The organism is Kitasatospora sp. NPDC088779, from assembly GCF_040685395.1.
GTDB lineage: Bacteria > Actinomycetota > Actinomycetes > Streptomycetales > Streptomycetaceae > Kitasatospora.
In genome coordinates this window covers 23,067-49,805 of sequence record NZ_JBFBHW010000008.1, presented here as the reverse complement: position 1 = coordinate 49,805, position 26,739 = coordinate 23,067, and the positions used below count along the sequence as shown (strand labels likewise).

28 protein-coding genes and 1 riboswitch are annotated in these 26,739 nt (G+C 73.3%); of the genes, 9 read left to right on the top strand and 19 right to left on the bottom strand.

The window, feature by feature from the left end; genetic code table 11:
• Positions 1-35 precede the first annotated feature (35 nt).
• A complete protein-coding gene (locus AB0P03_RS09595) occupies positions 36-548 on the bottom strand; it encodes a GNAT family N-acetyltransferase (RefSeq protein WP_363581696.1) in 513 nt (170 codons plus the stop codon).
• A 23-nt stretch (positions 549-571) separates the two neighbouring features.
• The gene (locus tag AB0P03_RS09590) at positions 572-997 is read right to left on the bottom strand and encodes an ankyrin repeat domain-containing protein (protein ID WP_363581694.1); all 426 of its coding nucleotides are present in this window, start codon (positions 995-997) and stop codon (positions 572-574) included.
• A gap of 440 nt (positions 998-1,437) precedes the next feature.
• Here AB0P03_RS09590 and AB0P03_RS09585 point away from each other — a divergent pair, with 440 nt between their 5' ends.
• The 3 genes from AB0P03_RS09585 (at position 1,438) to AB0P03_RS09575 (ending at position 4,026) form a co-directional block, all read left to right on the top strand.
• A complete protein-coding gene (locus AB0P03_RS09585; RefSeq protein WP_063346460.1) occupies positions 1,438-1,632 on the top strand; it encodes a hypothetical protein in 195 nt (64 codons plus the stop codon).
• A gap of 127 nt (positions 1,633-1,759) precedes the next feature.
• Positions 1,760-3,376, top strand: a complete 1,617-nt coding sequence (locus AB0P03_RS09580) for a hypothetical protein (protein ID WP_363628233.1) — start codon at positions 1,760-1,762, stop codon at positions 3,374-3,376.
• Between the two features lie 275 nt (positions 3,377-3,651).
• Positions 3,652-4,026 carry an RNA polymerase-binding protein RbpA gene (locus tag AB0P03_RS09575; RefSeq protein ID WP_030306127.1) on the top strand — a complete coding sequence of 125 codons (375 nt, stop codon included), beginning with the start codon at positions 3,652-3,654 and terminating at the stop codon, positions 4,024-4,026.
• Positions 4,027-4,162: 136 nt separating this feature from the next.
• On the opposite strand, the gene fxsA is transcribed toward AB0P03_RS09575, so the two are convergent.
• From fxsA to AB0P03_RS09555, 4 genes are all read right to left on the bottom strand, one after another.
• Positions 4,163-4,738 carry an FxsA family membrane protein gene (fxsA, locus tag AB0P03_RS09570; protein WP_363628232.1) on the bottom strand — a complete coding sequence of 192 codons (576 nt, stop codon included), beginning with the start codon at positions 4,736-4,738 and terminating at the stop codon, positions 4,163-4,165.
• A gap of 55 nt (positions 4,739-4,793) precedes the next feature.
• Positions 4,794-6,434: an apolipoprotein N-acyltransferase gene (gene lnt, locus AB0P03_RS09565; RefSeq protein WP_363628230.1), complete on the bottom strand. Its 1,641-nt coding sequence runs from the start codon at positions 6,432-6,434 to the stop codon at positions 4,794-4,796.
• A 324-nt stretch (positions 6,435-6,758) separates the two neighbouring features.
• On the bottom strand, positions 6,759-8,372 hold the full coding sequence (locus AB0P03_RS09560; RefSeq protein ID WP_363628228.1) for an amidohydrolase: 1,614 nt from the start codon (positions 8,370-8,372) through the stop codon (positions 6,759-6,761).
• A 31-nt stretch (positions 8,373-8,403) separates the two neighbouring features.
• Entirely contained in the window at positions 8,404-8,844 is a 441-nt protein-coding gene (locus AB0P03_RS09555) for an Lrp/AsnC family transcriptional regulator (protein ID WP_350883567.1), read from the bottom strand.
• 229 nt (positions 8,845-9,073) lie between these two features.
• Between AB0P03_RS09555 and AB0P03_RS09550 the strand changes: the two genes are divergently transcribed.
• The gene (locus tag AB0P03_RS09550) at positions 9,074-9,544 is read left to right on the top strand and encodes a hypothetical protein (protein ID WP_363581684.1); all 471 of its coding nucleotides are present in this window, start codon (positions 9,074-9,076) and stop codon (positions 9,542-9,544) included.
• A 127-nt stretch (positions 9,545-9,671) separates the two neighbouring features.
• Here the strand turns inward: AB0P03_RS09550 and AB0P03_RS09545 are convergent, their stop codons facing one another.
• Positions 9,672-10,835, bottom strand: a complete 1,164-nt coding sequence (locus AB0P03_RS09545; protein ID WP_363628226.1) for an acyl-CoA dehydrogenase family protein — start codon at positions 10,833-10,835, stop codon at positions 9,672-9,674.
• Between the two features lie 263 nt (positions 10,836-11,098).
• Here AB0P03_RS09545 and AB0P03_RS09540 point away from each other — a divergent pair, with 263 nt between their 5' ends.
• Together AB0P03_RS09540 and AB0P03_RS09535 are read left to right on the top strand one after the other, a co-directional pair.
• Positions 11,099-11,677: a hypothetical protein gene (locus AB0P03_RS09540; RefSeq protein WP_363369767.1), complete on the top strand. Its 579-nt coding sequence runs from the start codon at positions 11,099-11,101 to the stop codon at positions 11,675-11,677.
• Between the two features lie 407 nt (positions 11,678-12,084).
• Complete coding sequence (locus tag AB0P03_RS09535) at positions 12,085-14,052, top strand: AAA family ATPase (protein WP_363628422.1); 1,968 nt, start codon at positions 12,085-12,087, stop codon at positions 14,050-14,052.
• A 27-nt stretch (positions 14,053-14,079) separates the two neighbouring features.
• Here the strand turns inward: AB0P03_RS09535 and AB0P03_RS09530 are convergent, their stop codons facing one another.
• From AB0P03_RS09530 to AB0P03_RS09480, 11 genes are all read right to left on the bottom strand, one after another.
• Complete coding sequence (locus AB0P03_RS09530) at positions 14,080-15,066, bottom strand: NAD-dependent epimerase/dehydratase family protein (protein ID WP_363628224.1); 987 nt, start codon at positions 15,064-15,066, stop codon at positions 14,080-14,082.
• A 98-nt stretch (positions 15,067-15,164) separates the two neighbouring features.
• A complete protein-coding gene (locus AB0P03_RS09525; protein WP_363623619.1) occupies positions 15,165-16,211 on the bottom strand; it encodes a hemolysin family protein in 1,047 nt (348 codons plus the stop codon).
• Positions 16,208-17,551, bottom strand: coding sequence for a hemolysin family protein (locus AB0P03_RS09520; protein ID WP_363581676.1), 1,344 nt, complete (start codon positions 17,549-17,551; stop codon positions 16,208-16,210). The genes AB0P03_RS09525 and AB0P03_RS09520 overlap by 4 nt, the downstream gene beginning before the upstream one ends.
• A gap of 281 nt (positions 17,552-17,832) precedes the next feature.
• Positions 17,833-18,273, bottom strand: coding sequence for a PH domain-containing protein (locus AB0P03_RS09515; protein ID WP_350883553.1), 441 nt, complete (start codon positions 18,271-18,273; stop codon positions 17,833-17,835).
• A 165-nt stretch (positions 18,274-18,438) separates the two neighbouring features.
• Entirely contained in the window at positions 18,439-19,287 is an 849-nt protein-coding gene (gene hisG, locus AB0P03_RS09510; protein ID WP_350883551.1) for an ATP phosphoribosyltransferase, read from the bottom strand.
• A gap of 45 nt (positions 19,288-19,332) precedes the next feature.
• A complete protein-coding gene (locus AB0P03_RS09505; protein ID WP_363581674.1) occupies positions 19,333-19,605 on the bottom strand; it encodes a phosphoribosyl-ATP diphosphatase in 273 nt (90 codons plus the stop codon).
• 100 nt (positions 19,606-19,705) lie between these two features.
• Positions 19,706-20,179, bottom strand: a complete 474-nt coding sequence (gene ribH / locus AB0P03_RS09500) for a 6,7-dimethyl-8-ribityllumazine synthase (protein WP_363581672.1) — start codon at positions 20,177-20,179, stop codon at positions 19,706-19,708.
• A 60-nt stretch (positions 20,180-20,239) separates the two neighbouring features.
• A complete protein-coding gene (locus AB0P03_RS09495) occupies positions 20,240-21,517 on the bottom strand; it encodes a bifunctional 3,4-dihydroxy-2-butanone-4-phosphate synthase/GTP cyclohydrolase II (protein ID WP_363628222.1) in 1,278 nt (425 codons plus the stop codon).
• A complete protein-coding gene (locus AB0P03_RS09490) occupies positions 21,514-22,101 on the bottom strand; it encodes a nicotinamide mononucleotide transporter family protein (protein WP_363628420.1) in 588 nt (195 codons plus the stop codon). The genes AB0P03_RS09495 and AB0P03_RS09490 overlap by 4 nt, the downstream gene beginning before the upstream one ends.
• Before the next feature lie 56 nt (positions 22,102-22,157).
• Complete coding sequence (locus AB0P03_RS09485; RefSeq protein ID WP_063346476.1) at positions 22,158-22,820, bottom strand: riboflavin synthase; 663 nt, start codon at positions 22,818-22,820, stop codon at positions 22,158-22,160.
• 208 nt (positions 22,821-23,028) lie between these two features.
• Positions 23,029-23,156, bottom strand: a riboswitch (FMN riboswitch).
• A 177-nt stretch (positions 23,157-23,333) separates the two neighbouring features.
• A complete protein-coding gene (locus AB0P03_RS09480) occupies positions 23,334-23,648 on the bottom strand; it encodes an antibiotic biosynthesis monooxygenase family protein (protein WP_159398348.1) in 315 nt (104 codons plus the stop codon).
• 165 nt (positions 23,649-23,813) lie between these two features.
• Between AB0P03_RS09480 and AB0P03_RS09475 the strand changes: the two genes are divergently transcribed.
• On the top strand, positions 23,814-24,485 hold the full coding sequence (locus AB0P03_RS09475) for an MSMEG_1061 family FMN-dependent PPOX-type flavoprotein (RefSeq protein WP_363628220.1): 672 nt from the start codon (positions 23,814-23,816) through the stop codon (positions 24,483-24,485).
• Positions 24,486-24,623: 138 nt separating this feature from the next.
• Here the strand turns inward: AB0P03_RS09475 and AB0P03_RS09470 are convergent, their stop codons facing one another.
• Entirely contained in the window at positions 24,624-24,812 is a 189-nt protein-coding gene (locus AB0P03_RS09470; RefSeq protein WP_063346479.1) for a DUF1508 domain-containing protein, read from the bottom strand.
• 166 nt (positions 24,813-24,978) lie between these two features.
• Between AB0P03_RS09470 and AB0P03_RS09465 the strand changes: the two genes are divergently transcribed.
• A complete protein-coding gene (locus AB0P03_RS09465; protein ID WP_363581666.1) occupies positions 24,979-25,392 on the top strand; it encodes an HIT family protein in 414 nt (137 codons plus the stop codon).
• 277 nt (positions 25,393-25,669) lie between these two features.
• Positions 25,670-26,737 (top strand): glycoside hydrolase family 19 protein, encoded by a 1,068-nt coding sequence (locus AB0P03_RS09460; RefSeq protein ID WP_363628419.1) that lies wholly within the window; start codon positions 25,670-25,672, stop codon positions 26,735-26,737.
• Positions 26,738-26,739: the final 2 nt, after the last annotated feature.

The following is a 26,739-nucleotide window of genomic DNA, read 5'->3' as shown; positions in this document are numbered from 1 at the left end:
AGAGGTGTCGTGAGCCTACCCGGCGGGCGGGCCGGTCAGGCCGCCGCGGGAAGTTCCTTGCCGAGGCAGATGCTCTGCGGGTGGTCGCGGTAGATGCCGAACTTCCGGATCGCCGCGTACCCCTCGGACCCGTACAGCGCCACGGCCTCGGGCTGCTCGGTGCCGGTCTCCAGGATGACGCGGGTGCGTCCGGCCTCGGCGGCGGTCTGCTCCAGGCGGCGCAGCACCGCCCGGGCCAGGCCACGGCCGCGGGCGGCGGGGACCACGAACATCCGCTTCAGCTCGACGTCGCCGTCACGCAGCCCGTCCGGCCCGGCCTGCTTGGCCCGCCAGCCCCCGCAGGCGACCGGTCGGCCGTCGAGGTAGGCGACCAGGAACAGACCGGCCGGCGAGTCGAAGTCATCGAGGTGCAGCACGGTCTCGTCGGGGTCGCCGTAGCGGCGGACGTACTCCTGCTGCACCTCCGCCGACAGGGCCTGGGCGTCGGGGTGGGCGTAGCCGGTGACGCGGAACTCGACGGTTCCGGCCTCCATGGTGGTGCTCTTCATGAGGGAAGAGCCTACGACCTGGATCAGCGGGCCTCGAAACGGGCGACCAGCTCGTTCTTGCCGAACATCCGTGCGGTGTCGACGGCGTTCGGGGTGCCGGCGGCGGGGTCGGCGCCGCCGTCCAGCAGGACGGTCAGCACGTCCTCGGCGCCCTTGAAGACGGCGCCGGCGAGCGGGGTCTGGCCGCGGTCGTTGGCGCGGTTCGGGTCGGCGCCTCGCGCCAGCAGGGCTTCGACGGTGGCGGCGTGGCCGTGGTAGGCGGCGAGCATGAGCAGGGTGTCGCCGCGGTCGTTGGTGAGGTCGGCGGGCGCGCCGGCGTCCACGTAGGCGGCCAGGGTGTCGGTCTCGCCGGCCCGGGCGGCGTCGAAGAGCTTTCCGGCCAGGGCGATCACCTCGGCGTCGGGGGCGCCGGGGGCGTCGGCGGGCTGCTGGCTGGCGGCGTCGGTCATGGCGGGCGGCCTTTCCGGTCTGCGGGCTCTGCGGGTCCTACGGGTTCTGCGGGTTCCGCAGGCGGCAGAGCCACGGTGGAGGAGTGTCGCTGGCGGAGTGCGGCTGGAGGAGCCGCGCGTACCGCACCGTAGCGGCCGGGCGCCGGGCCGGGCCAGCGCGCGTCCGGATGGCGGATGGCAGCCCTCGAACGGCGGCCATCCGGGCGAACTTCCCCGACCCCCCGGAAACCTCCCGCCCACCCGGCGGGAATGCCTCGCCGCACTGGAACTGCGCGGGACACGGCCCCACCCCGGCCGGTCCGCCCGCCTTCGCCCGAACTCCAGGGCGACGTTGAACGGGAAACCACCCATTTGCACCGTTCCATCATCTATTACTTTTTGTCACGATTAGCGCACTTTCCGTAACACGGTCCCCGTCCCCCCTCCCCGAGGAGCAGAACGTGATCCTCTCGATTTCCGGCATCGTCCTGTTCGGCACCATCGCCTTTCTGTTCTTCCGCAGGGACGGGCTGAAGGTCTCCCACGCCGTCGTCTGCGCCCTCTTCGGCTTCTACGTCGCCGGTTCCTCGATCGCCCCGAGCATCACCGCCGGCGGCGCCAGCCTGGCGAGCCTGCTCGGCGGCCTCAAGTTCTAGCGGTCCACGTTCCAGGCGCTGCCACTCCCCCGCACGGGCCCGGGCGCGGATCCCACCGCCCCGGGTCCCGTCGTACCGGCTCCGCCCCCGCCACCCGACCCGTCCCACTCGCCCGGGGAGTCAAGGAATGCCGCTCCAACGCCATCTCAGCAAGGGCCGCGAGATCGCCCGAACCGCCGGGGACCACGCCTCCGACATGTTCGCCCCGCTCTCCGTGATCGGCCGCGGACTGCGCCACCACGCGGGCTGGGCCAAGGACCGCTGGAACGCCACCCCGAAGGAGCGCCGCGGCCCGACGCTGTTCCTCTCCGCCGCGATGCTGGTCGGCGTCTACCTGCTGCCGCACGGCCTGCTGTTCGCCCTGATCGCCCTGATGGCCAGCTCCGCCTGGGCCGGCCGGGCCCCCAAGCCCGCACCCGCCCCGCCCGCCCCGGACGTCGCCGACATCAAGCTCGGCGCGCTCTACGCGGCACTCACGCCGTACCTGTGCGGCCCCGAGGACGCCAACCCGCTGTACCACTACGAGGGCCACTACAAGAACGCCTTCGGCTCCTGGGAGTTCGACGACGAGGGCCGGCTCTCCCGGCTGGAACTCGGCTACCCGGCGTACTTCACCGACACCGAGCCGATCGCGCGGGCCCGGATCGAGCAGGTCGTCCAGGGCAAGGCCGGCCGGGCCCGGGAGTACCGCTTCGACTGGGACGAGGAGTCCAACCGGCTGCGGATCGCCGCACTCACCCCGCTGCCCGCCGACATCGTCGCCCAGCGCTTCGTGGCCGCCCCCGGCGAGATCGTGCTCGGCTTCACCGACGAGGACGGCACCGCCCGGACCATCCCGGTCACCCAGGGCGGCGCGATCGCCCAGCAGCCGCCGGTCGTCTGGCGCACCGGCCCCCGCTCGGCCGAGCCGCACCTGCTGGCGCTCGGCGTCACCGGCTACGGCACCTCCAGCCTGATCCGCTCGATCGCGCTCCAGGCGCTCCCGTACGGGGACCTGGTGGTGGTCGACGGCGCGGGCACCGGGGAGCACGCCTGCCTGGTCAACCGACCCGGCGTGCACACCGTGGAGACCAGCCTGCACGGCGCGCTGGCCGCGCTGGAGTGGGCCGCGCAGGAGACCGAGCGCCGGCTCGCCGCGCTGAACGCCGCCCGGCACGCCGGCACCGCGCCCCCCGAGGACGCCACCCGCCCGCTCTGGCTGCTCCTGGACCACCCGACCGAGCTGAGCGAGCTCGCCCACGCCGAGGGCCGCCCGGACCCGCAGGACCTGCTGGAACTGCCGCTGCGGCACGGCCGCGCCGCCCGCGTCACCGTGGTGATCGCCGACGACGTCGAGGCCAGGGGCCGGATCACCTCGACCGTGCGCTCCACCACCCGGGCCCGGGTGGTACTCGGCCCCGCCGGCCCCGAGGAGGGCCACGCCGTGCTCGGCGCGCCGCTGGACATCGTGCCCGCCGCGCACGCCCCCGCCGGCCGCGGCTACGCCCGGATCGGCAACGGCACCCCCGTCCGGCTCCAGGTGCCCGCCACCGTCGACCCGCTGGACGAGGAGGCCCCGGCCCAGCTGCGGGACGCGGTGATCGCCCTGCTGCCGCACCGCGACACCCGCACCGAGGCCGCCGCCGACCTGCCGCCCCGGCCGGAGCGCCCGCCGGTGGTCCTGCCCGCCGATCCGGCCCCCCGGGCCCACCCGGTCGACCTCGCCAAGGGCGAGCCGATGATCCGTTCCCGCCCGATCTCCTGACCACGTCGGGCGGGGGCGGCGGCGGTCGTCGAATCCCGCCCCGGTAGGCTCGTCCCGGAAAGGCCGACCGATCACCAGATGTGAAATAGGTGACACCTAGGGTGATATCCACGGCCAGATGTGACAAATCGGGCGCCGATGGGTACAAACAGGGGCGGCACGACAGACGACGCATGTCCCCGGACGGGAATCTTCGTCGGAAGCCGAGCGTTGACCGAACGACGAAGAACAGCGACCACTAGTCCTGTGGGCCATAAGCCCGGGAGGCACGATTCATGAGCGAGCGAGCTCTCCGCGGCACGCGACTCGGGGCCACTAGCTACGAGACCGACCGCGGTATCGATCTGGCTCCCCGCCAGACCGTCGAGTATGCATGTCAGAACGGACACCGATTCGAGGTTCCTTTCTCGGTCGAGGCGGAGATCCCCCAGGCCTGGGAATGCCGCTTCTGTGGCCAGGAGGCGGTACTTCTCGACGGCGACGAGCCGGAAGAGAAGAAGGTCAAGCCGACGCGTACCCATTGGGACATGCTGATGGAGCGCCGGACCCGTGAGGAACTGGAGGAGGTACTGGCCGAGCGACTGGCCGTGCTCCGCTCCGGCGGAATGAACCTCGCGGTACACCCGCGGGACACCCGCAAGAGCGCCTGACCTCGCTCCCGCCACGGCGGGAGGACGCGAAAAGGGACCCTGGTCACCAGGGTCCCTTTCGCGTTCCCGCCTCGCGTTCCCGCGCGCTCCCGGGAAGGCGAGGCGAGGCCGGCTCTCGCGTTCCCGGGAGGGGCGGTCAGCCCGAGATCGGCGGGCGGTAGGTGGTGTCCGGGCCCTGCGGACCGCGCGGGCCATCACCGGGCTCCACCACCTCGCCCTGGATCACCTTGCCGTCCGGGCGGTGGATGCGCAGCTGTTCCTGCAGCCGCATCGCGTCCGCGAACGGATCAGCCCCGGCGACGGTGCTGCGCAGCGCCTTGTCGGCCACCCGGCGGCCACCGGCCCGCCAGAGCGCCCGGGTGGGCGGGAACAGCAGGGTGAGCGCCACCAGGTCCGACAGGAAGCCCGGGACGATCAGCAGCAGGCCCGCCAGCACCGTCAGGCTGGTGCCGGTCTCGGGCTGCTCGGACTTCGGGTCCTTGCTCTGCTCGATCGCCGCGGACAGCGCCTTCAGCCCGGCCCGCTTGATCAGCGAACCGCCGATCAGCGCGCCCGCGACGAGCAGCAGCACGACGACGAATCCACCCAGCCACGAGCCCACTTGGACCAGCAGCCAGATCTCCAGCACCAGCCAGGCGGTGATCAGCAGCGGCAGCACCCGGCGGAGCTTGCCGCGCGGGGCCGGACGGGCGGGGGTAGCTTGCTGGGTCACGGTACGAATCCACTCCAAGCAGTGCTCTGCGCGCCGCACGGGAGGTCCGGGCCGGCTACGGCACCACCTGGTCCAACGATTCCCCCGCGGCCGGTGTTCCGGCGCCGGTCTTCCGTCGGCGGCCGACCAGCACGCCCGCGCCGCAGGCCAGCAGGCCCGCGAGGGCCAGCGTCCACTCCGGCGCGGCGCCGACCCGGTCGGCGACCGTGGTGCCGTCGCGCAGCGGGACGACCGCCGACAGCTCGGCCGCGGTCAGCTCCTCGGTACGCTGCTGGACCGTGCCGTCCGGGGCGATCACCGCGCTGATGCCGCTGGTGGCGGCGATCAGCACGGCCCGGCCGTGCTCGACCGCGCGCAGCCGGCTCATCGCGAGCTGCTGCTCGGGCTGGCCGGTCTTGGCATAGGTCGCGTTGTTGGTCTGGACCACCAGGACGCGGGCGCCGCTGTCCACGGTGTCGCGGACGATCTCGTCGTAGGCGACCTCGAAGCAGATCACGTCGCCGATCCGGGCCGGGCCGAGCTGCATGACGCCGTTGTGGTCGCCGGGGTAGAAGTCCCGGGCGACCCGCTGGAGCCGGGTGATCACCTTCATCAGCTGGGCGCGGAACGGCACGTACTCCCCGAACGGGACGGGGTGCTGCTTGGTGTAGGAGGCGCCGGGGCCGGTCTTCGGGTCCCAGACGATGCCCTCGTTCTGGACGTGCTGCGCGTCCGGGCCGTCCACCAGGGTGCCGACCAGGGTGGGCACGCCCACCGTCTTCACGGCCTGGTCGATGCGCTGGTAGGCGAGCGGGTCGCTGAACGGGTCCAGGTCGGAGGAGTTCTCCGGCCAGATCACGATGTCGGGGCGCTCGGCCTTGCCGGCGGCGATGTCCGCGGCCAGCCGCTCGGTCGCCACCGCGTGGTTGTTGAGGACCATCATCGGGCGGCCCAGGAAGTCCATGCCCGGGTTGGGCACGTTGCCCTGGACGATGGCGACCTTCACGGTGTCGGCCGGCGCGGTCGGCACCGGCACCAGGTACCCGGCCAGCAGCGCGGCCACCGCGCCCAGCCCCGCCAGCGCGGCGGCCCGGGGCGTCTTGCGCGGCCCGCGCAGGCGCAGCGCGGCGCCGGCGAGCAGGGCTCCCGAGAGGGCGACCGCGAAGGTCACCAGCGGTGCGCCGCCGAGCGCGGCCAGCGGCGTGAACGGGGTCGCGGTGTTGGCGAAGGCCAGCCGCCCCCACGGGAAGCCGCCGAACGGCAGCCGGTCGCGCGCCCACTCCTGGGTGATCCACAGGCAGGCCGCCCAGAGCGGCCAGGCCGGCAGCCGGGAGGTGAGGGCCAGACCGCCGCCGAGGACGGCCAGGAACAGCGCCTCCACGACCGACAGGCCGACCGTCGCGTCCCAGCCGACCACCCGCAGCCAGCTGAGCAGCAGCAGGAAGAACGGCAGGCCGAAGGCGAAGCCCGTCCAGACCGCCTGGCGGACGGTGCGGCCCCGGGTGAGCAGGGACAGCGCGGCGACGCCGGCCAGCGACAGCGGCCACAGGTCGAAGGGCGGGAAGGCGAGTGCGAGCAGCAGACCCGCCAGGGCCGCGAGGCCGGTGCGGGGAAGGCCCGCCCGGACCTTGGCGACGGCGCGGGCGGCCCGGCCGGGCCTGGGCGCCGACTCCGCCGGCTCGGGTGCGGCCCCCGGCCGCTCCTGGGTGACGGGCATGGCCACCGGCGCACCATCTTCCTGGATCTTGCTGTTCGGACGCTGTCCGAAGAAGGTACCCCGGAAGGTCAGGGAAGCGTGAGGTCAGGGTGGTAGCAGGGTCAGCGCCTCACGGCCCGGCGGGCCTTGCCGCACACGCCCCCGACCGGGCGGCGGGGTCGGCGGCGCGGTGCTGCCCGCCCAGGGGCTCCGGGCGGAAGTCCGGGGCGGGCAGCTCGCGGGGGACGGTGAAGCCGGCGGGGACCAGCGGGGCGGTCGTCCTGGGGGTCGCCCCACGGCCGCCAGGCCGCCGCTTCGGCCGGGTTCACGCGGGTCTGCTCGGCTCTACTCGGCGGCCCGGTGGACGGTGCGGCCGCGGACGACGGTGCGCAGGCAGGCCGGCAGCGGGTGGCCGGGGGTGAGGTCGGGCAGGCCCGGGGTGCCGGAGCGCGGGTCGGTGGACCAGCCCGCCACCCGGGAGTCCGGGGCCTGGACGACCAGTTCGTCGGCGGCCCAGATCGCGTAGCTGGCGACGGCGCCGGGCACGAGCACGCCGTCCTGGTCGCGGCCGATCGCGCGCCAGCCGCCGCGGGTGTGCGCGGTGAAGGCCGCGCGGACGGAGATCCGGTGGTCCAGGGTCTGGTGGAAGGCGGCCGCGCGGACGGTGCCCCAGGGGTCGAGCGGGGTGACCGGGGCGTCCGAGCCGAAGGCCAGCGGCACACCGGCCCGCAGCAGGGCGGCGAAGGGGTTGAGCGCGGCGGCCCGCTCGGCGCCGAGGCGCTGGACGTACATGCCGTCCGGGCCGCCCCAGGCGGCGTCGAAGGCGGGCTGGACGGAGGCGGTGAGGCCGAGTTCGGCGAAGGCGGCGACGGACTCGTCGTCCAGCGCCTCGGCGTGCTCGACGCGGTGGCGCAGCGCCTTGACCCGCCCGGCGCCGACCCGCTCCCCGGCCGCCCGGACGCCGTCCAGGACGGCGGCCACGGCCGCGTCGCCGATGGCGTGGAAGCCGGCCTGGAGCCCGGCCTCGGTGCAGGCGGCGACGTGGTCGGCGACCTGCTCGGCGGTCAGGTAGGCGGTGCCGGTGTGCTCGGCGTCGGCGTAGGGGGTGTGCAGGCAGGCGGTGTGCGAGCCCAGCGCGCCATCCGCGAAGAGGTCGCCGCCGGCGCCCACCGCGCCGAGCCGGCGGGCCGTCTCGACGCCGCCCAACTCACCCCAGTAGCCGAAGACTTCGGGGCCTTCACCCTCGGCGGCGAGGGCCAGCAGGGCGGCCAGGTCGGCCTCGGAGGAGATCTCCGGGCCGGCGCACTCGTGCAGCGCGCCGATGCCGAGTTCGGCAGCGCGGGCGAGGGTGGCGCGCTGGGCGCGGCCGCGCTGCTCGGGGGTGAGGTGGGCGAGCGCGGTCCGCCGGACGGCGTGGTGGGCGTCCTTGGTGAGCGGGCCGTCGGCGGTGTGGCCGGGGCGCTCGGCCAGGCCGGGGGCGAGGGTGCGCAGCGCCGTGGTGGCGAGCGCGGAGTGCACGTCGGTGCGGGAGAGGTAGAGCGCGGCGCCGCGGGCGGCGGCGTCGAGTTCGGCGAGCGTGGGCGGGCGGCCCTCGGGCCAGCCGGTCTCGTCCCAGCCGTGGCCGATGAGCACCCCGCCGGGCTCGGGCCGGGCGTCGACGAAGGCGGTGACGGCGGCGAGGGCGTCGGCCAGCGAGGGGCTGCCGGTGAGGTCGAGGCCGGTGAGCGCCAGGCCGGTGGCGGTGGCGTGCACGTGGGCGTCGACGAAGGCGGGGGTGACCAGGGCGCCGTCCAGGTCGACGATCTCGTCGGCGGTGGCGGCGTACGCCTCGGCGGCGCCGTCGCTGCCGACCCAGGCGATGTGCTCGCCCTCGACGAGCATCGCGGTGGCGAAGGGGTCGGCGGGGCTGTAGACGGCGCCGCCGCGCAGCAGGACGGTCCGGGAAGTGCGTTCGGTCATGCCGCTAAGTCTGCACCTGCGGGGTTCGTCCTCAGAGCCTCGGGGGTCGCGCCTCGTAGGGGGTGGAGAGGACGACGGTGGTGCGGGTGGAGACGCCGGCGGCGCTGCGGATGCGGGCGAGCAGGTCCTCCAGGTCGCCGGGGGCGCCGACGCGCACCTTGAGGATGTAGTTCTCGTCGCCGGCGACGCTGTGGCAGGCCTCGATCTCGGGCAGGCCGGCCAGCCGTTCGGGGGTGTCGTCCGGGGCGCTGGGGTCGAAGGGCTTGACCGAGATGAACGCGGTCAGTGCCAGGTCGACGGCGTCGGGGTCGATGATCGCGGTGTAGCCGCGGATCACCCCGCGCTGTTCGAGGCGGCGCACCCGCTGGTGCACCGCCGAGGTGGACAGGCCGGTGGCCTTGCCCAGGTCCGTGTAGCTCATCCGGCCGTCCTCTAGGAGCAGCTGGACGATGCGTTGGTCGAGATCCTCCACAGTGCGCAAACCTACCCGGTCGGGGGCACGGGGGGCGCACGCGGTGTCACATCGGGTGCCCGCAGGTGTCACGCGGGCAAATGCCAGGCGAATGTGGCAGTGGATGTGGCCAAGGACACACCCGGTGCATCACGGTGCACCGGACCGCAGGGTTATGAGCCCGAATCGAAGGGAAGTGCTGGTTGTGGCCCCGGGCGACCACGCCGGGCCCGATCCGAGGGGGATCCTCATGCCGACTGACCAGCGTGCCCTGGGCGCCGACGAGACCGACGATACGACCGGCCGCGACGACCTCGCGGTCGATCACGGCCACGTCCCGGGCATCGACCCGGGCGAGGCCGAGACCTGGGACATCTTCCGGGTGCACTGCCCCGAGTGCCGCCGCCCGATCGCCCTGGTGGCCGACGAGGAGCGGCTGCCGCAGCACGCGCTGCTGCCGACCGCCTGGAACCCCTTCACCCCCGCGCTGTGCCCGGGTTCGGGCACGCCGACCGACGACCTCGCCGAGGTGGAGACCCCGGAGGACGCCCAACCCGCCGGACTCGACGCGCTGTTCAGGCTCCCCACCGAACTCGACTGGCGCACCCAGCCGTTCTCGCACGCGGTGGCGCACCGGCCGACGCGGACCGCCGTCGTCGCCCCGGCCGTCCCGGTCATCTCGGCCATCCCCGAGCAGCGCCGCCGCCTGGTCCGGCGCTGATCCGCCGGCCCGCGCGGGCGGGTTGCTGATCCGCCCGCCCGCGCAGGCGGGTTGACGCAGGATCGAAGACGCCTCCGGCCGTCACTCCGCACCCTGGAGTGACGGCCGGAGGCCGTTTGTGGGGGGCTCAGCCCTTGGTGAGGTGACGGCCGATCACCAGGCGCTGGATCTGGTTGGTGCCCTCGACGATCTGCAGCACCTTCGCCTCGCGCATGTAGCGCTCGGCCGGGAAGTCCTGCGTGTAGCCGTAGCCGCCGAGCACCTGGACCGCGTCGGTGGTCACCCGCATCACGGCGTCGGTGCAGAACAGCTTGGCCATCGCCGCCTCCTTGGAGAACGGCAGGCCCGCGTCCCGCAGCCGGGCGGCGGACAGGTAGAGCGCCCGCCCGGCCTCGATCTGGGTGGCCATGTCGGCGAGCATGAAGGACAGGCCCTGGAACTCGGCGATCGGGCGGCCGAACTGACGGCGGGTGCGCGCGTAGTCGACCGCGAGGTCGAGCGCGGCCTGGGCGACGCCGACCGCGCAGGCGGCGATGCCGAGGCGGCCGGAGTCCAGTGCGGCGAGCGCGATCTGGAAGCCCTGGCCCTCCTCGCCGATCAGCCGGTCGCGGGAGACCCGGGCGCCGTCGAAGTGCAGTTGCGCGGTCGGCGAGGAGCGCATGCCCATCTTGTGCTCCGGCGGGGCGGCCGACAGGCCCTGTGCGTCGCCCGGGACGAGCAGGCAGCTGATGCCCTTGGAGCCCTCGCCGCCGGTGCGCACCAGGGCGCTGTAGAAGTCCGCCCGGCCGCCGTGGGTGATCCACGCCTTGGTGCCGTTCACCACGTACGCGTCGCCGTCGAGGTCGGCGCGGGTGCGCAGCGCGGCCGCGTCCGAACCGGACTGCGGTTCGGAGAGGCAGTAGGCGCCGAGCTGCTCGCCGGAGAGCATTCCGGGCAGCCACCGGCCGCGCTGCTCCTCGGTGCCGAAGCCGGCCAGCGCGTGGCAGGAGAGGGTGTGCACGCTCACCCCGAGGCCGACGGCCAGCCAGCCGGACGCCAGCTCCTCCAGCACCTGCAGGTACACCTCGTAGGGCTGCCCGCCGCCGCCGTACTTCTCGTCGTAGGGGAGGGAGAGCAGGCCGGCCTCGCCGAGGGTGCGGAAGACCTCCCGCGGGAAGCGGCCGGCGGCCTCGTCCTCGGCCGCGCGGGGCTGCAGCTCGCGCTGGACCAGGTCCCGGGTGAGGCTCAGCAGCTCGTGGGCCTCCTCGCTGGGCAGCTGGCGCTCCACGGCTTTCACTGGGGACGGGGTCATGGCGGCGGTCGCCTCCTCGATCGGGCACCGGAGCGTGGTGTGGCTGGTCCGGCGCGGGTGTGGCAGGTCGGCCCGACCGGCACCGGATTACGGTGAACGGCCGTTCACAGGCATGGCGATGCGAGTATGCCGGAAACCCGCGCCGCCGTCACGATCACCCAGGAGTAACTGGACGGACTGGTGGGCTACGGCACCGTAGGGTTGCCGTTGTGGCTGCTTCCCGACCCCTCTTCCCCGCCCTTCCACCCGTTCCCGGCGACGCGGTGGCCTCGCTCGCGGCGGAGCTGCGCGCACTGCCGCCCTCCTGCGGGCCGGTGCGGCTGGTCGCGGTGGACGGGCACGCGGGCTCGGGCAAGACGACCTTCGCCGGGCGGCTGGCGGCGGCGCTCGGCGGGGCGCCGGTGGTCCACCTCGACGACCTGGCCACCCACGCCGAGCCCTTCGGCTGGACCGGGCGGCTGCGCGAACAGGTGCTGGAGCCGCTGGCGGCCGGCCGGGACGGCGCGTACCGGGTGTACGACTGGACGCTGCGCCGCTTCGCGGGCACGGCCGCGGTGCCGGTCGCCCCGGTGGTGCTGGTGGAGGGCGTCGGCGCCGGACGGCGGGCGGTGCGGCCGTGGCTGGCCCGGGTGATCTGGCTGGAGTTGGACGCCGCCTCGGCCCGGCGGCGCGGCGAGCAGCGGGACGGGCCGGATCTGGCCGAGTTCTGGGCCGGCTGGGCCCGGGCCGAATCGGCGCATTTCGCCGCGGATCCGAGCCGTCCGTTCGCCGGGACGCGGGTCGACGGGGTGACCGGACGAATCACGCCGGGCACCGTGGGTGAACCTTCAACAAGCCCTTGACCTGCGCTGTCGCCAGGATTTAGGTTCTCCTCAGCCGCCGGAACGGGATGTTCCGGCCGCCTCGGACCCGGCGTCCCCGGCTTGTTCCCCCGTGAGCCGGGGGCGCCGTCCGGTCCTTTCCGAATCGCGCTCCCCCACCCCCGGTCCAGGCCCCCACCCGCTCAACGACCGCTCACACGATCGCATTTGACTCCGTGGGCGCCCTTCCGGATCAGCGCCACGCCGGTACGATTCCTCGCAGGCGCAGATGCGCCCGGGGGCTTTCGACCACCGGCCCGGCTGCACGCAGGCGACCTGCCACCGAGCCCCGGGCCAAGCCGCGGGGGGCGTGAGTGACGACGGTGGACAGTTCGGACAGCAACGCGGGCGGCCCGGACCGGCTCGCCGAACGCGCGTGGCTGCGTGCCATGGACGCGTACACGGCGGGCGCGTACGCCCGTGCCGAGGAGGAGTTCCGCGCGGCCGTCCGGCTGGACCCGGGCATGGCCGACGCCTGGCTCGGCCTGCACGCGCTGCGCAGCGACACCTCGGCGGCGCTGCTGGCCATGTACCGCAACCAGAAGCGGTTCGGCGAGCAGCGGCGGCGCCACCGCCGCCCGCTCAGTTCCTGGTACTGGCTGGGCTGGTGGGTGCAGCCCGTCCTGGAGGACGCCCGCGACCTGGCTCTGGCGCACGCCTCGCACTGGCTGGACGGCCGCCACCTGGCCGAGCTGGACCGGGCGCTGGAACAGTGCCCGGCGCCCAGCGAGGACCCGTCCGCCCAGTTCCTGTACGCCTGCCGGTCCTATCTGCTCAAGGACTGGGAGCAGTTGATCCGGGACACCGACCGGCTGCTGGACGACCCACTGCTCGGCATCGAGGCCGGGCTGTTCGCCGGCATGGCACGGGTCCGGCTGGACATGTGCGCCCAGGCGCAGGCGCCGCTGGCCGCCTCGCTGGCCCGCTGCCGCTCCGAGCAGCCCCAGCGCAAGGAGCTGCGGTACTGGCTGGCCCGGGCGTACGAGGGGGCCGGGCGCAGTGCGGCCGCGCTGCCGCTCTACCGGGCGGTGCACCGGGCCGATCCGGTGTTCATGGACACCGCCGCGCGGCTGGCCGCGATCGCGGCGGAGGACGGGTTGGCGGACGACCTGCCGGACGCCTTGCTGGACGGCGGCCTACCGGCGGGCGGTCGGTCGGCCGGGTACGAGGACACCGCGCCGGACGAGGCGGACGAGGCGGACTTCCAGGACGGGGCCGGGTACGCCACGGCGGGGGGCTTCGGCGACGCGGCCCCCGGGTTCACCGAGGGCGCCGGGTACACCGAGGGCGCCGGGTACACCGGCGGGGTCGGATTCGTCGAGGGCGTCGGGTTTCTCACGGGGCCCGGCCCGGGCGACGCCTCCACGGCGGACCCCGCGCCGCAGGCGGCCGGCGAGCGGTCGGGTTCGCCGGGCGGCTCCGCCACCCCGCTGCCGGCTCCGGTCCGCGCCGAGGCCCAGCCCCGCACCGCTCCACTGCCCGCCACCCAACCGGTCGACGACGAGCGCGAGTTGGACGCGGCGCTGGCGGAACTCTCGCTGATGGTGGGCCTGGAGCCGGTCAAGCGCCAGGTGCGGGCGCTGTCGGCGCAGCTGCGGATGTCCAGACTCCGGGCCGCGCAGGGCCTGCCGGTCCAGCCGCCCAAGCGCCACTTCGTCTTCTCCGGCCCCTCCGGCACCGGCAAGACCACCGTGGCCCGGATCCTCGGCCGGGTCTTCCACGCCCTCGGGCTGCTCTCCGGCGACCACCTGGTGGAGGCCCAACGGGCCGACCTGGTCGGCGAGTTCCTCGGCCAGACCGCGGTCAAGGCGAACGAGCTGATCGATTCGGCGCTGGATGGCGTGCTGTTCATCGACGAGGCGTACAGCCTCTCCAACTCCGGCTACACCAAGGGCGACGCCTACGGCGACGAGGCCCTACAGGTGCTGCTGAAACGCGCCGAGGACAACCGCGACCGTCTGGTGGTGATCCTGGCCGGCTACCCCGAGGGCATGAACCGGCTGCTCGCCACCAACCCCGGCCTCAACTCCCGCTTCACCACCCGGGTCGACTTCCCCAGCTACCGCCCGAACGAGCTGACCGCGATCGGCGCCGCGCTGGCCGGCCGGGACGGCGACGGCTGGGACGAGGACGCGGCCGAGGAACTGGCCAGCATCTGCGCCCACGTGGTCCGCGAGGGCTGGATCGACGAACTCGGGAACGGCCGGTTCATCCGCACCCTCTACGAGAAGTCCTGCGCCTACCGGGACCTGCGGCTCTCACTGCTGCGCGAGCCGCCGGGCCGGGAGGACCTGGCGACCCTGCGCCTGCCCGACCTCGTCCAGGCCTACGGGGAGCTGATCGACGGCCGCGGCTGAGACCAGCTCCCCGGGATCGCGCCGGGATCAGCCCCGGAGCAGCTCGGCCTCGCGCTCGGGGTCGAGTCCGACCTTCGGCCGGTCGGCGCGCTGCGGGGCGACGCCGCCGATCGACCGCAGCCAGGCCCAGGTGTCCTCGACCGTCTCGCCCACCGGCCGGCAGCGCAGCCCGGCGGCGACCGCCCGGTCCACGGACGCGCCGTGCAGGAAGTCGTTCAGCTCGCCGGGCGCCAGCCAGATCGGCAGCTCCGTCCAGGGCTCGACGCCGGCCGCCAGGATGCGCTCGGGGTCGGTCCAGCGCAGGTCCGCGTCCGAGCCGGTGACCCGCACGCAGGCCTCCAGCAGCTCGCCCGTCGTGGTGTGGCCCGCCGGGCTGACCACGTTGCACGCGCCGCCGAGCCGGGCCACCGATGCCTCCAGGAGCCAGCCCGCGAGGTCGCGGACGTCGATGTACTGCAGCGGCAGGTCGTACGGGCCGGGGGCGAGCACCGGGCCGCCCCGGGCGATCCGGTTCAGCCACCAGGGCAGCCGGCCGATGTTCTCGTGCGGGCCGAGAATCAGCCCGGCCCGGGCGAGCAGGGCGCGCCCGCCGAACTCCGCCTCCAGGGCCAGTTCGGCCCCGCGCTTGGCCTCGGCGTAGGGCACCTCGCCCTCCGCGTCCGGGGACGACTCGACCACCTTCGCCGACTCGTCCGCCCCGCGCGCCAGCGGGTAGTCGTACACCGACCGGCTGGAGACGTACGCGTAGTGGCCGACCCGGCCGGCCAGCAGCCGGGCGCTGTCGCGCACCGCCGTCGGGGCTCCGGACCAGGTGTCCACCACCACGTCCCACTCCCCCGTGGCCAGCGCCGCGAGCCCGCCCTCGGCGGTGCGGTCGCCCAGCAGTGCGGTCACGCCCGCGGGCGCGGGCTGCGTACCCCGGTTGAGGGCCGTCACCTCCCATCCCCTGACCAGCGCATCCTCGGCGACGACCCGTCCGACGAAATTCGTTCCACCCAGCAGGAGAAGCCTCATGCCGACCACCCTGCGCCCAGGGTGGTCGGCATGGGAACGGCTGAACGCTGAGAGCAGAATCGCCCGCGGCGGACACGCCGTCAGCGAAAGGGGGAACCTCAGGCGGCGGAGCGGTGGTCCGGGTCGTGCATCTCGCCGACCAGCTCCTCCAGCACGTCCTCCAGCATGACCACACCGAGCGTGCGGCCGTCCTGGTCCAGCACGGCGGCCAGGTGGCAGGTCGCCCGGCGCATCGCGCCGAGCGCGTCGTCCAGCGGGAGGCTGCCGCGCAGCACCGTGATCGGACGCCACAGCCGGGCCGGGACGGGCGCGGACGGGTCCTCCACGTCGAGGATGTCCTTGAGGTGCAGGTAGCCCAGGTAGCCGTGGCCGGCCGGGTCGCCGTCGGTGACCGGGAAGCGCGAGAAGCCGGTGCGCAGGGCGAGTTCCTCGACCTCCGCGGCGGTCACCTTGGTGTCCACGGTGACGAGTTGCTCGGGCTTGAGCAGCACCTCGGTGACCGGGCGGTGGCCCAGCTCCAGGGCGTCCTCCAGACGCTCCTGACGGCCCTCGTCGAGCAGGCCGGCGTCCCGGGAGTCGACCAGCAGGTACATCAGCTGCTCGGTGGTGAACACCGACTCGACCTCGTCCTTGGGCTCGACCCGGAACAGCCGCAGCACACCGTTGGCGATGGCGTTCAGCAGGCTGATCACCGGGGCCAGCCAGCGGGCCAGCCGGTCCAGCGGCGGGCCGAGCCAGAGCGCGGCCTTCTCCGGGCCCGCCATGGCCATGTTCTTGGGCACCATCTCGCCCATCACCATGTGCAGGAAGACCACGACGGCCAGCGAGATGCCGTACGAGAGCGGGTGCATCAGACCGGACGGGACGCCGATCGCGTGGAACGGGCCCTCCAGCAGACTGGCGATGGTCGGCTCGGCCAGGGCGCCGAGGCCCAGCGAGCAGACGGTGATGCCGAGCTGGGCGGCGGCCAGCATCGCGGACACGTTGGACAGCGCGTGCAGCACGGTGCGGGCTCGCTTGTGGCCGGCCTCGGCGAGCGGTTCGATCTGGCTGCGGCGCACCGAGACGACGGCGAACTCGGCGCCGACGAAGAAGGCGTTCCCGAGCAGGAGCAGGACGGCGACGGCCAGTTGGAGCGCGGTCATCGGGCGTTCTCCTGGTCGTCTCCGAACGAGGCCGGCGCACTGGTGCGCTCGACCCGGACCTGGCTGGTGCGGTGCCGGTCGACACCCGTCACGGTGAAGCGCCAGCCCGGCAGCTCCGCCTGCTCGCCGACCTCGGGCAGCTTGCCGAGCAGGTCGGCGACCAGGCCGGCCAGCGTCTCGTACGGGCCGTCCGGGGCGATCAGGCCGATCGCCTCCAGCTGGTCGATCCGGGCGCGGCCCTCGGCCTCCCAGGCCGGCAGGCCGTCCACCGGGGGCAGCGGGAGCAGCTCGGGGCGGTCGGCGGGGTCGTGCTCGTCCTGCACCTCGCCGACGATCTCCTCGACGATGTCCTCGACGGTGACGACACCGGCGGTGCCGCCGTACTCGTCGACCACGATGGCCATCGGCTGGAGGCGGCGCAGCTGGTCGAGCAGCCGCTCGGCGGGCAGGGTCTCGGGCACCAGCAGCGGCGGCGAGGTGAGCTCGCTCACCCGGACCAGGCCGCGCCGGGCGGCCGGGACGGCGAGGGCGTCCTTGAGGGTCACGATGCCGGTGACCTCGTCCAGGCTGTGGGTGTACACCGGGAAGCGGGACAGGCCGGTGGCCCGGGTCAGGTTGATCACGTCGGAGGCGGTGGCGTCGCCCTGGAGGGAGGCGACGTCGATCCGCGGGGTCATCACGGACTCGGCGGTCAGCTCGCCCAGGCCCAGGGTGCGGACGAACAGGGTCGCCGACTCCTCGTCTATCGCGCCGGCCTTGGCCGAGTGGCGGGCCAGCGAGACCAGTTCGGCCGGGGTCCGGGCGTGGTCCAGCTCCTCCTGCGGCTCGACGCCGAAGGCGCGGACCGTCCGGTCGGCCGCCCCGTTGAGGAAGCTGATCAGCGGGCGGCAGGCGAAGGAGAAGGCCATGTGCGGGGCGGCGACCGCGCGGGCCACCTGGAGCGGGCGGGAGATCGCCCAGTTCTTCGGGACCAGCTCGCCGATCACCATCTGCACCACGGTGGCGAGCACCATGCCGACGACCACGGCGACGCCGCGGGCGGCCGACTCGGGCACGCCGATCCCGGTCATGACGGGGCTGAGCAGGGTGGACAACGCCGGCTCGGCGAGCATGCCGACCACCAGCGAGGTGACGGTGATGCCGAGCTGGGCGCCGGAGAGTTCGAACGAGAGGTGCCGCAGGGCCCGGGAGACGCGGACGGACTTGGCGTCTCCGGCCTCGGCGGAGCGTTCGACAGCCCCGCGCTCGACGGTCACGAAGGCGAACTCGGCGGCCACGAACAGGCCGTTGGCGAGGATCAGCAGGAGGGCTGCGAGCAACAGCAGCCAGGCGGTGATCACAGTGCCGCCTGCCTTCCGCTGACAGGAAGGTGGGCGGCGCAGGTACTACCGGACGGATCGTCCATCGAGGGGGGAAGTCACTCCTCAAGTCGTCTTTCGGGCAGGACGGAAGTTTTGCCCTGCTTTTACCAGCGTAGACCATACCCGGACGATGGTAGGAAGAGTGTTCGGACCCGCCGGGCCGAGGATTCGCAGGCCCGGCGGGGACCGGAGGGGTGTCGGCGGGCCGGCGGTGCCGGTGTGGAACGGGCGGGCTCCGACCGGCGGCGGCGCTGCGGGGCTCAGGCCCCGGCGTGGTGCTCGACCAGGTCGCGCAGGGCGCGGGCGTGCGCGATCGCCTGGTCCTTGCCGACGCCGGACTGGATGCCGACCGCGGCGAGCGAGGTGCCGTCGGCCAGGTCAAGGGTGGCCCACGGGTCGCCCTGGCGGAAGTTGACCCGGACGATCTCGGCCCAGGTGAGCCGGCGGCTGCGGACGAAGTTGACCACCGTCACGCCCTGCGCGTCGGCGCTCACCCGGGGGCGGGCCAGCATCAGGCCCACGCACGCGAACAGCACGCCGCTGCCCGCCATCATGATCCGGTCGTTGAGCTGCCAGTTCTCCGGGAGCGCCACGGCCATCACGGCGAACAGCACCACCAGCAGCGCGCAGACCGGCAGCAGCACCGCGCGGGTGCGGCGCGGCGCCCAGGTGACGGGGAACTCGACGGGCGGCGTGGACACGTGGGGTCTCCGGTGGGGTGGTTCGGGGGGAACGGTCGTTCCCGGGAACGACGGTTCCGGGCAGCGGGCGGATCCGGACGAAGGGCGGGGACGCCGGTCAGCGTCCCCGCCCCATTCAACCGTTCCTTACCCGCACCACGGCGGGCGAGGTCGCCGCCGCACCGGTCAGAGGCGGCAGGCGTGGATGTTGGTGACCAGGATGGCCCGGGCGCCGATGCCCCACAGGTCGTCCATGATCTGCTGGGCCTCCTTGCGGAGCACCATCGAGCGCACCGCCACCCAGCCCTCGGTGTGCAGCGGGGAGACGGTCGGCGACTCCAGGCCGGGGGTGAGCGCCACGGCGGCACCGACCTTCTCGGCGCGGATGTCGTAGTCCATCAGCACGTAGCGGCGGGCCACCAGCACGCCCTGGAGGCGGCGCAGGAACTGGTCCACCCGGGTGTCCTCGCCCGCGCCCTTGGGGCGGATCACCACGGCGTCCGAGATCAGGATCGGCTCGCCGAACACCTCCAGGCCGGCGTTGCGCAGGCTGGTGCCGGTCTCCACCACGTCGGCGATCACGTCGGCGACGCCCAGCTGCACCGCGGTCTCCACCGCGCCGTCCAGCTTGGTGACGGTCGCCTTCACGCCGTGGTCGGCGAGGTGCTGCTCGACCAGGCCGGTGTAGGAGGTCGCGATCCGCAGGCCCTCCAGGCCCTTGACGTCCTCGACGGCCACGCCTTCGGGGCGGGCGAAGCGGAAGGTCGACGCGGCGAAGCCGAGCGCGAGCACCTCTTCGGCGTTGGAGTGCGAGTCCAGCAGCAGATCGCGGCCGGTGATGCCGATGTCCAGGCGGCCGGAGCCGACGTAGACGGCGATGTCGCGCGGGCGCAGGAAGAAGAACTCGACCTCGTTGTTCGGGTCGACAAGGACGAGCTCCTTGGGGTCCTTCCGCTGGCGGTAGCCGGCCTCATGGAGCATCTCCGCCGCGGGACCCGAGAGAGAACCCTTGTTGGGGACGGCGATGCGCAGCATGGGAGGTTGGTTCCTTACCTGTGGGGAGGGGCGTGCGGTTCGGGTTTAGAGGTACTTGTAGACGTCGTCGAGCGTCAGCCCGCGGGCGATCATCATCACCTGAACGTGGTACAGGAGCTGTGAGATCTCCTCGGCGGTCTGCTCGTCCGACTGGAACTCGGCGGCCATCCAGACTTCGGCGGCCTCCTCGACGACCTTCTTGCCGATCGCATGGACGCCCTGCTGGGCGAGCTGCGCGGTACGGGAGGACGAGGGGTCGCCGGTGGCGGCCTTCTGCTGGAGCTCGGCGAAGAGCTCCTCGAATGTCTTCGAAGCCATGATGGGACTCACCTTACGGCGTGCGGGCTGACCGGCGGTAAACGGTCCCGGACCGTGGACAGTCCGTTGGACGTCCACGGTCCGGGTCTGGGCGGTGCGCTCAGAGCGCGGCGCGCAGCACCGCGGCGGTCGCGACGGCCGCGGTGACGGCCTCGTGGCCCTTGTCCTCCGCGGAGCCGGGCAGGCCGGCGCGGTCGAGTGCCTGCTCCTCGTTGTCGCAGGTCAGCACGCCGAAGCCGACCGGGACGCCGGTGTCGACGGTCACCTGGGTGAGGCCGGCGGTGGCCGCCTGGCAGACGTAGTCGAAGTGCGGGGTGCCGCCGCGGATCACCACGCCGAGGGCGACGACCGCGTCGTAGCCGTGGTCGGCGAGGCGCTTCGCGGCGACCGGCAGCTCGAAGGTGCCGGGGACGCGCAGCACGGTCGGCTCGGTGACGCCCAGTTCCTTGAGCGCCCGGTGGGCGCCGTCCAGCAGGCCGTTCATCACGACGTCGTGCCACTGGGCGGCGACGACGGCGACCTTGAGGTCGGCGGCGCCGTCGATGGTCAGCTCGGGGGCTCCGTGGCCGCTCATGTTCGTTCTTCCTGTCCGTCGTGGTGGTGCGTGGGGTGATGCGTGGGGCGTGGGGAGGGTTCAGGAGTCGAGGCCGGGCAGGTCGTGGCCCATCCGGTCGCGCTTGGTGCGCAGGTAGCGCAGGTTGTGCTCACCCGGCGCGATCTCGACCGCTTCGCGCCCCTTGACCTTGAGACCGTGCTCGGTGAGCGCGGTGAGCTTCTCCGGGTTGTTGGTGAGCAGGGTGAGCGAGCGGACGCCGAGGTCCACCAGCATCTGCGCCGCGATGCTGTAGTCGCGGGCGTCGGCCGGCAGGCCGAGGTCGAGGTTGGCGTCGACGGTGTCGCGCCCCTGCTCCTGGAGTTCGTAGGCGCGCAGCTTGTGGGCCAGGCCGATCCCCCGGCCCTCGTGGCCGCGCAGGTAGAGCACCACGCCGCGGCCGGACTCGGCGACCTTGTGCAGCGAGGCCTCCAGCTGGGGGCCGCAGTCGCAGCGCAGCGAGCCGAACACGTCGCCGGTCAGGCACTCGGAGTGGACCCGGACCACGACGTCCTCGCCCTCGGGCAGCCGGCCGTCCGCGCCGAGGCCGCCGGCCACCAGCGCGAGGTGCTCGACGCCGTCGATGGTTCCCTGGTAGCCGACGGCCGTGAACTCGCCGTGGACGGTGGGCAGGGCGGTCACGGCGGCCCGGTCGACGTGCAGTTCGGTGCGGCGACGGTAGGCGATCAGGTCCTCGATGGAGATGATCGCGAGGCCGTGCTCGCGGGCGAAGGCGACCAGCTCGGGCAGCCGGGCCATGGTGCCGTCGTCGTTGACCACCTCGGCGATCGCACCGGCCGACGGCAGTCCGGCGAGCCGGGCCAGGTCGACGGCGGCCTCGGTGTGGCCGGGGCGCACCAGCACGCCGCCCTCGACCGCGCGCAGCGGGAACACGTGCCCGGGGCGGGTGAGGTCGCCGGGCTCGGTGCCGGGCGAGGACAGCAGCCGGACGGTGCGGGCGCGGTCGGCGGCGGAGATGCCGGTGTCGACCCCCTCCCGGGCGTCCACCGAGACGGTGTACGCGGTGCCCTTGCGGTCCTCGTTGACCTGGGTCATCGGCGGCAGCTTGAGCCGGTCCAGTTCCTCGCCGGTCAGCGGGGCGCAGATCACGCCGGAGCTGTAGCGGATGGTGAAGGCCATCAGCTCGGGGGTGGCGGCGGAGGCGGCGAAGACGATGTCGCCCTCGTTCTCGCGGTCCTCGTCGTCGACCACGATCACGGCGCGGCCGAGGGCGATGTCGGCGATCGCGCGCTCGACCGGGTCGAGGACGAGTTCGGGTGCCGCCTCGCGGTCGCGGTCGGCGGTGTGGTTCTCGGTCATACCGTGACTCCCTGCGGGACGGTGGCGGAGTTGACGCGCGGCTCACGACTGCTCAGCCACCAGGAGCGCAGGCCGAGCAGCACCAGGACGAAGTAGATCGAGTAGGTGAGGCCGGAGAAGGGGTAGCCGTTGTTGAAGGCGAGCGGGACGCCGACCACGTCGACGGCGATCCAGGCGAACCAGAACTCCAGCCAGCCACGGGCCTGGGCGACCATCGCGGCCAGCGTGCCGACGAAGATGTAGGCGTCCGACCAGGGGCTCCAGGACAGGCTGGGGTAGGCCGTGAACAGCCAGGCCAGCGCGACGGTGCCGGCCGCGGTGCCGACCACGAGCGCGGCCCGCTCGGGCCAGGTGGCGAAGCGGACGGCGATCGTGCCGGTGTCCCGGCGGCCCCGCCGCCACTGGGCCCAGCCCCAGCCGGCGGTGACGAGCACGATCAACTGCTTGCCGATCAGGCCGGGGACGTGGCCCCCGAGGTAGGCGGCGATCAGCACGGCGCCGGACAGGAGTTGGAGCGGCCAGCTCCAGACCGAGCGGCGCCAGCCGAAGGCCAGCCCGGCCAGGCCGAGCAGGTTGCCGAACATGTCGGCCCACTTCACGTGCTCGCCGAAGACGGTGAACGCTTCTCCGCTGAGCCAGTTCACTTGGACTCTCCGGCGATCGTCGGGGGAAGGGTGCGGGAGTCGAGCAGTCGCTCGACGTACTTGGCGAGCACGTCCACTTCGAGGTTGACGCTCTCGCCGACGGCCTTGGCGCCGAGCGAGGTCAGCGCGAGGGTCGTGGGGATGAGGCTGACGGTGAAGCTGTCCCGGGCGGCCTCCACCACGGTGAGGCTGACGCCGTCGACCGTGATCGAGCCCTTCTCCACCAGGTAGCGGGAGATGGTGCCGGGCAGCGAGAAGCGCAGCACCTCCCAGCGCAGGTCGCCGGCCGCGTCGCGCTCGCCGGGCTCGCGGCCCAACAGCGTGCCGGTGGCGTCGACATGGCCCTGGACGAGGTGGCCGCCGAGCCGGTCGCCGAGCGCCATGGCGCGCTCCAGGTTGACCCGGGAGCCGGGCTTCAACTCGCCGAGGCTGGAGCGATGCAGCGTCTCGGCCATCACGTCGGCGCTGAACTCGCCCGTATCGGCCGCCAGTTGATCCGGGCTGTCGACGACGGTCAGGCAGACGCCGTTGACCGCGATGGAGTCGCCGTGCCGCGCACCCGTACAGACCACCGGGCCGCGCAGGCGGATTCGCGAGGAGTCGCCGATCTCCTCGATCGACACGACCTCGCCGAGCTCTTCGATGATGCCGGTGAACACCCGGGTTCTCCTCGCGCTTGGGGGCGCGGACTCCGGGGCGGCATGGGAGATGACACGGACGGGCAACGGCGCGCGAGCCGACGGCACGACCCGTCGCCGGGATGCCGAGGCTGCCGGGAGATCGCTCGCCCGGCACGGGAGACACCTCTCCCGCCGTTCACCTGGCCGTGGTCCACCGGGGGACCACGGATACTGCTCTTCGTCCGCCCGCGCACGCCTCCCATCCGGACTTTAACCGTCGGTCCAGGAATTTCACCTGGTCAACCGGCCGCTGGCTGCGGACGGGTCGCGGACTGTAACCGCCGGTTCGGATTTTCACCGACCCCGGAGTGCGCTGAACGTCACTGCTGTTGGGGTCATTCTGCCATGGCGTGCGCAAGCCCAGGGAGAGCCTTCCGCTGTGGCCTGTTTCACGCGGATGCGGGGAATGTGCGGCCGGGTGGTAGGTGACGCCCACAACGTGGCGGGCGCACACGGAAAGTGGCGGGCGCGTACGGAAAGTGGCGGGCGCGGTCAGAGCGTGGCGGGTGCGGCGATCGACGTGAAGTGGGTGACCACCGGCGGGTGCGCGAGGTAGCACAGCTCGCCCTCCGACCAGACCGGCCGGATCCGCCACATCGGCCCCGCGTACCCGCGCAGGGCCGCCTCGTCGCGCCAGCGGCTCACCACGAGCACCCGGTGTCCGTCCTCGGTCACCGAGCGCAGCAGTTCACCGCCCAGGCAACCGTCGGTCCGCCCGAGCTGCGGGATCACCTGGGTTGTCAGCAGCACACAGAATTCCTCGATGCGACCGGCCAGGACCTGCCCGGCCCAGATCCTCACGATCACGACCACCACCTCCGAGCGGAGCGCCTGGCCCCATTATCACGGTAAAACCGCTGGTGGGGAGGGGTGGCGGGGAAGCTTTACCGAGGACTGCACCGGCTGGCGGCCGGGGGCTCCGGGAAGGGGCTCGGCTAGATTTCCGGTATGACCAGCACACCGGAATCTGTCATGTCGTCAACCGCAGCTCCGAATGCGCCGGGCAGCCTGTTCGCCGCTCTCGGCGCAGGGGCGCTGACCGACCCGGCGCAGCTGCGCGAGATCTACGAGCAGCCCGGCGACCACGCGCGCCGCAAGCAGGTCGACCACCTGCACGAGGTCGCGCGGCGGCTGATCGCCTGCTCCTCGCTGGTGTTCGTGGCGAGCTCGGACGCCGCCGGGCGCTGCGACGTCTCCCCGCGCGGCGGGCCGGCCGGGGTGGTCTCCGTCCTCGACGAGCACACCCTGGCCATCCCGGACGCCACCGGCAACAAGCGGTTGGACACCCTGCACAACATCCTGGAGAACGGCCGGGTCGGGCTGCTCTTCGTCGTTCCGGGCCGGGACACCACGCTCCGGGTCAACGGGCGGGCCTGCGTCTCCACCGACCCGGAGCTGCTGCGGCAGCTGACCGCCGTCGGGAAGCCCCCGCGCAGCGCGATCGTGGTGGCCGTCGAGGAGGTGTACGCGCACTGCCCGAAGTCCTTCCTGCGCGGCTCGGCGTGGAAGCCGGAGAACTGGCTGGCCAAGGACGCGCAGCCGACCTCGGCCGAGATCACCCTCTCGCACCTGCGGGACGACTCGCTGACCATCGAGATGATCGAGCAGACCGAGCGGGAGGCGCTGCTCCACCGCTACGAGTGACGACCGCGGCGCGGGCGGCGCCATCCGCCACACGGCGTGCTGCCGCGTGGCGGGCGGCGCTCGATGCTCGGTGCTCGACGCTCGGTGCTCGGCACTCGGTGTCGGCACTCGGCGCTCGGTGCTCGGTGCTCGGCGTGCTCAGGCGGCCTTGGGCACGTCCACCACCGGCGCGTCGCTGGCCGCCCGCTGGACGGCCTCGACGCCCTTGTGGGCGGCCTCCTTGCTGGAGTAGCCCTGGCCGGTGGCGACGATCTCGCCGTTGCCCGCCTTGAGCCGGAACCGGTACTTGCCGCCGGCGTCCTCGTAGACCTCGAACTTGCCCGCCATCGGGCCACCTCCTCGTGCGGCGCACGGCGCGCCTCTGGTCGACCCCCTCCAGCACCGTGCGCCACCCGCCCCGGCGGCCGCACCCGCTCGAGGCCGGACGGGTGACGCCCCGCAACCGCGCGATCGCGGAGGTGCCGGGGCGGGCGCCGGTGGTTTGAATGGGCGGATGGACTGCGTCTTCTGTGCGGTGGTGGCGGGCGAGGAGCCCGCGCACCGGGTGCTGGACGACGAGGCGGCGGTGGCCTTCCTGGACCGGCGGCCGCTGTTCCCCGGCCACGTACTGGTCGTCCCGCGCACCCACCACCGCACCCTGGCGGACCTGCCGGCCGCCGACGTGGGGCCGTTCTTCCTCCAGGTGCAGCGGGTGGCCGCCGCGGTGGAGCGCGGATTGGGCGCGGCGGGCAGCTTCGTGGCGGCGAACAACCGGATCAGCCAGTCGGTGCCGCATCTGCACGTCCACGTGGTGCCGCGCAATCCGAAGGACGGGCTGCGCGGCTTCTTCTGGCCGCGGGGGAAGTACCCGGACGAGGCGGGGGCGGCGGAGGTCGCGGCCCGACTGCGCGCGGCGCTCGGCGACTGAGGGGGCTCGCGGGGGCTGAGGGCGACGCTCGGAGGCCGGGAGGGCTCGCGGGGGCGCCGGGGGGCGTGCGCACCGCATTTGCGAGCCGGTTTCACCCACTCTCTTGACAGGTATAGAACACTCCGCTTGAGTCGCCTTCACGGCCCCGCACCGGCCCACACCCCGGTCGGCCGCCTTCCCCTGGCGCACCCCCGCACGGGACCCGGATCCCCTGCCCGCTCAAGTCCCTGTCACGACGACGTGCGGCCCCCACCGCACAAGGGGTGATGACGTGTCAATGAAACGCCTGCTCGCGCTGCTCTCCGCCGTGGTCACGGCACTGGCGGTCGCGGTCCTCCTCCCCGCCTCCGCCAGCGCCGCCGCCTGCGGCACGCCGTGGAGCGCGGCCACCGCCTACACCGGCGGCGCGGCCGTCTCGTACAACGGGCACAACTGGGCCGCCAAGTGGTGGACCCAGAACGAGCCCCCGAGCACCAGCGGCACCGGGGTCTGGGCCGACCAGGGCTCCTGCGGCGGGTCCACCGACCCGACGCCGACCCCGACGTCCGGCACCTGCGACTACCCCGCCTGGGTCGCCGGCCGCGCCTACGTCGCCGGCGACATCGTCCGGTACACCAACGGCGGCTACTACCGCGCCACCCACGACAACCCGGGCTACGACCCGGTCATCAGCACCTGGTACTGGGAGCCGTACGGCTGCGGCTCGACCCAGCCGCCCAACCCGGGCGGATTCCCGGTCAGCCAGGCCCAGTTCGACCAGATGTTCCCGGGCCGGAACTCCTTCTACACCTACCAGGGCCTGCTCGACGCGCTCGGCGCCTACCCCGGCTTCGCGGCCACCGGCAGCGACACCGTGCGCCGGCAGGAGGCCGCCGCGTTCCTCGCCAACGTCAGCCACGAGACCGGCGGACTGGTGTACGTGGTCGAGCAGAACACCGCCAACTACCCGCACTACTGCGACGCCTCGCAACCGTACGGGTGCCCGGCCGGGCAGGCCGCGTACTACGGGCGCGGGCCGATCCAGCTGAGCTGGAACTTCAACTACAAGGCCGCCGGCGACGCGCTCGGCATCGACCTGCTGCACAATCCGAACCTGGTGCAGACCGACCCGGCGGTGGCCTGGAAGACCGGCCTCTGGTACTGGAACACCCAGAACGGGCCGGGCACTATGACCGCGCACAACGCCATGGTCAACGGGTACGGCTTCGGTGAGACGATCCGCAGCATCAACGGCTCGCTGGAGTGCAACGGCAACAACACCGCCCAGATGCAGCACCGGATCAGCCTGTACCAGAGCTTCGTCCAGATCCTCGGCACCGTCCCCGGGGGCAACCTGAGCTGCTGACG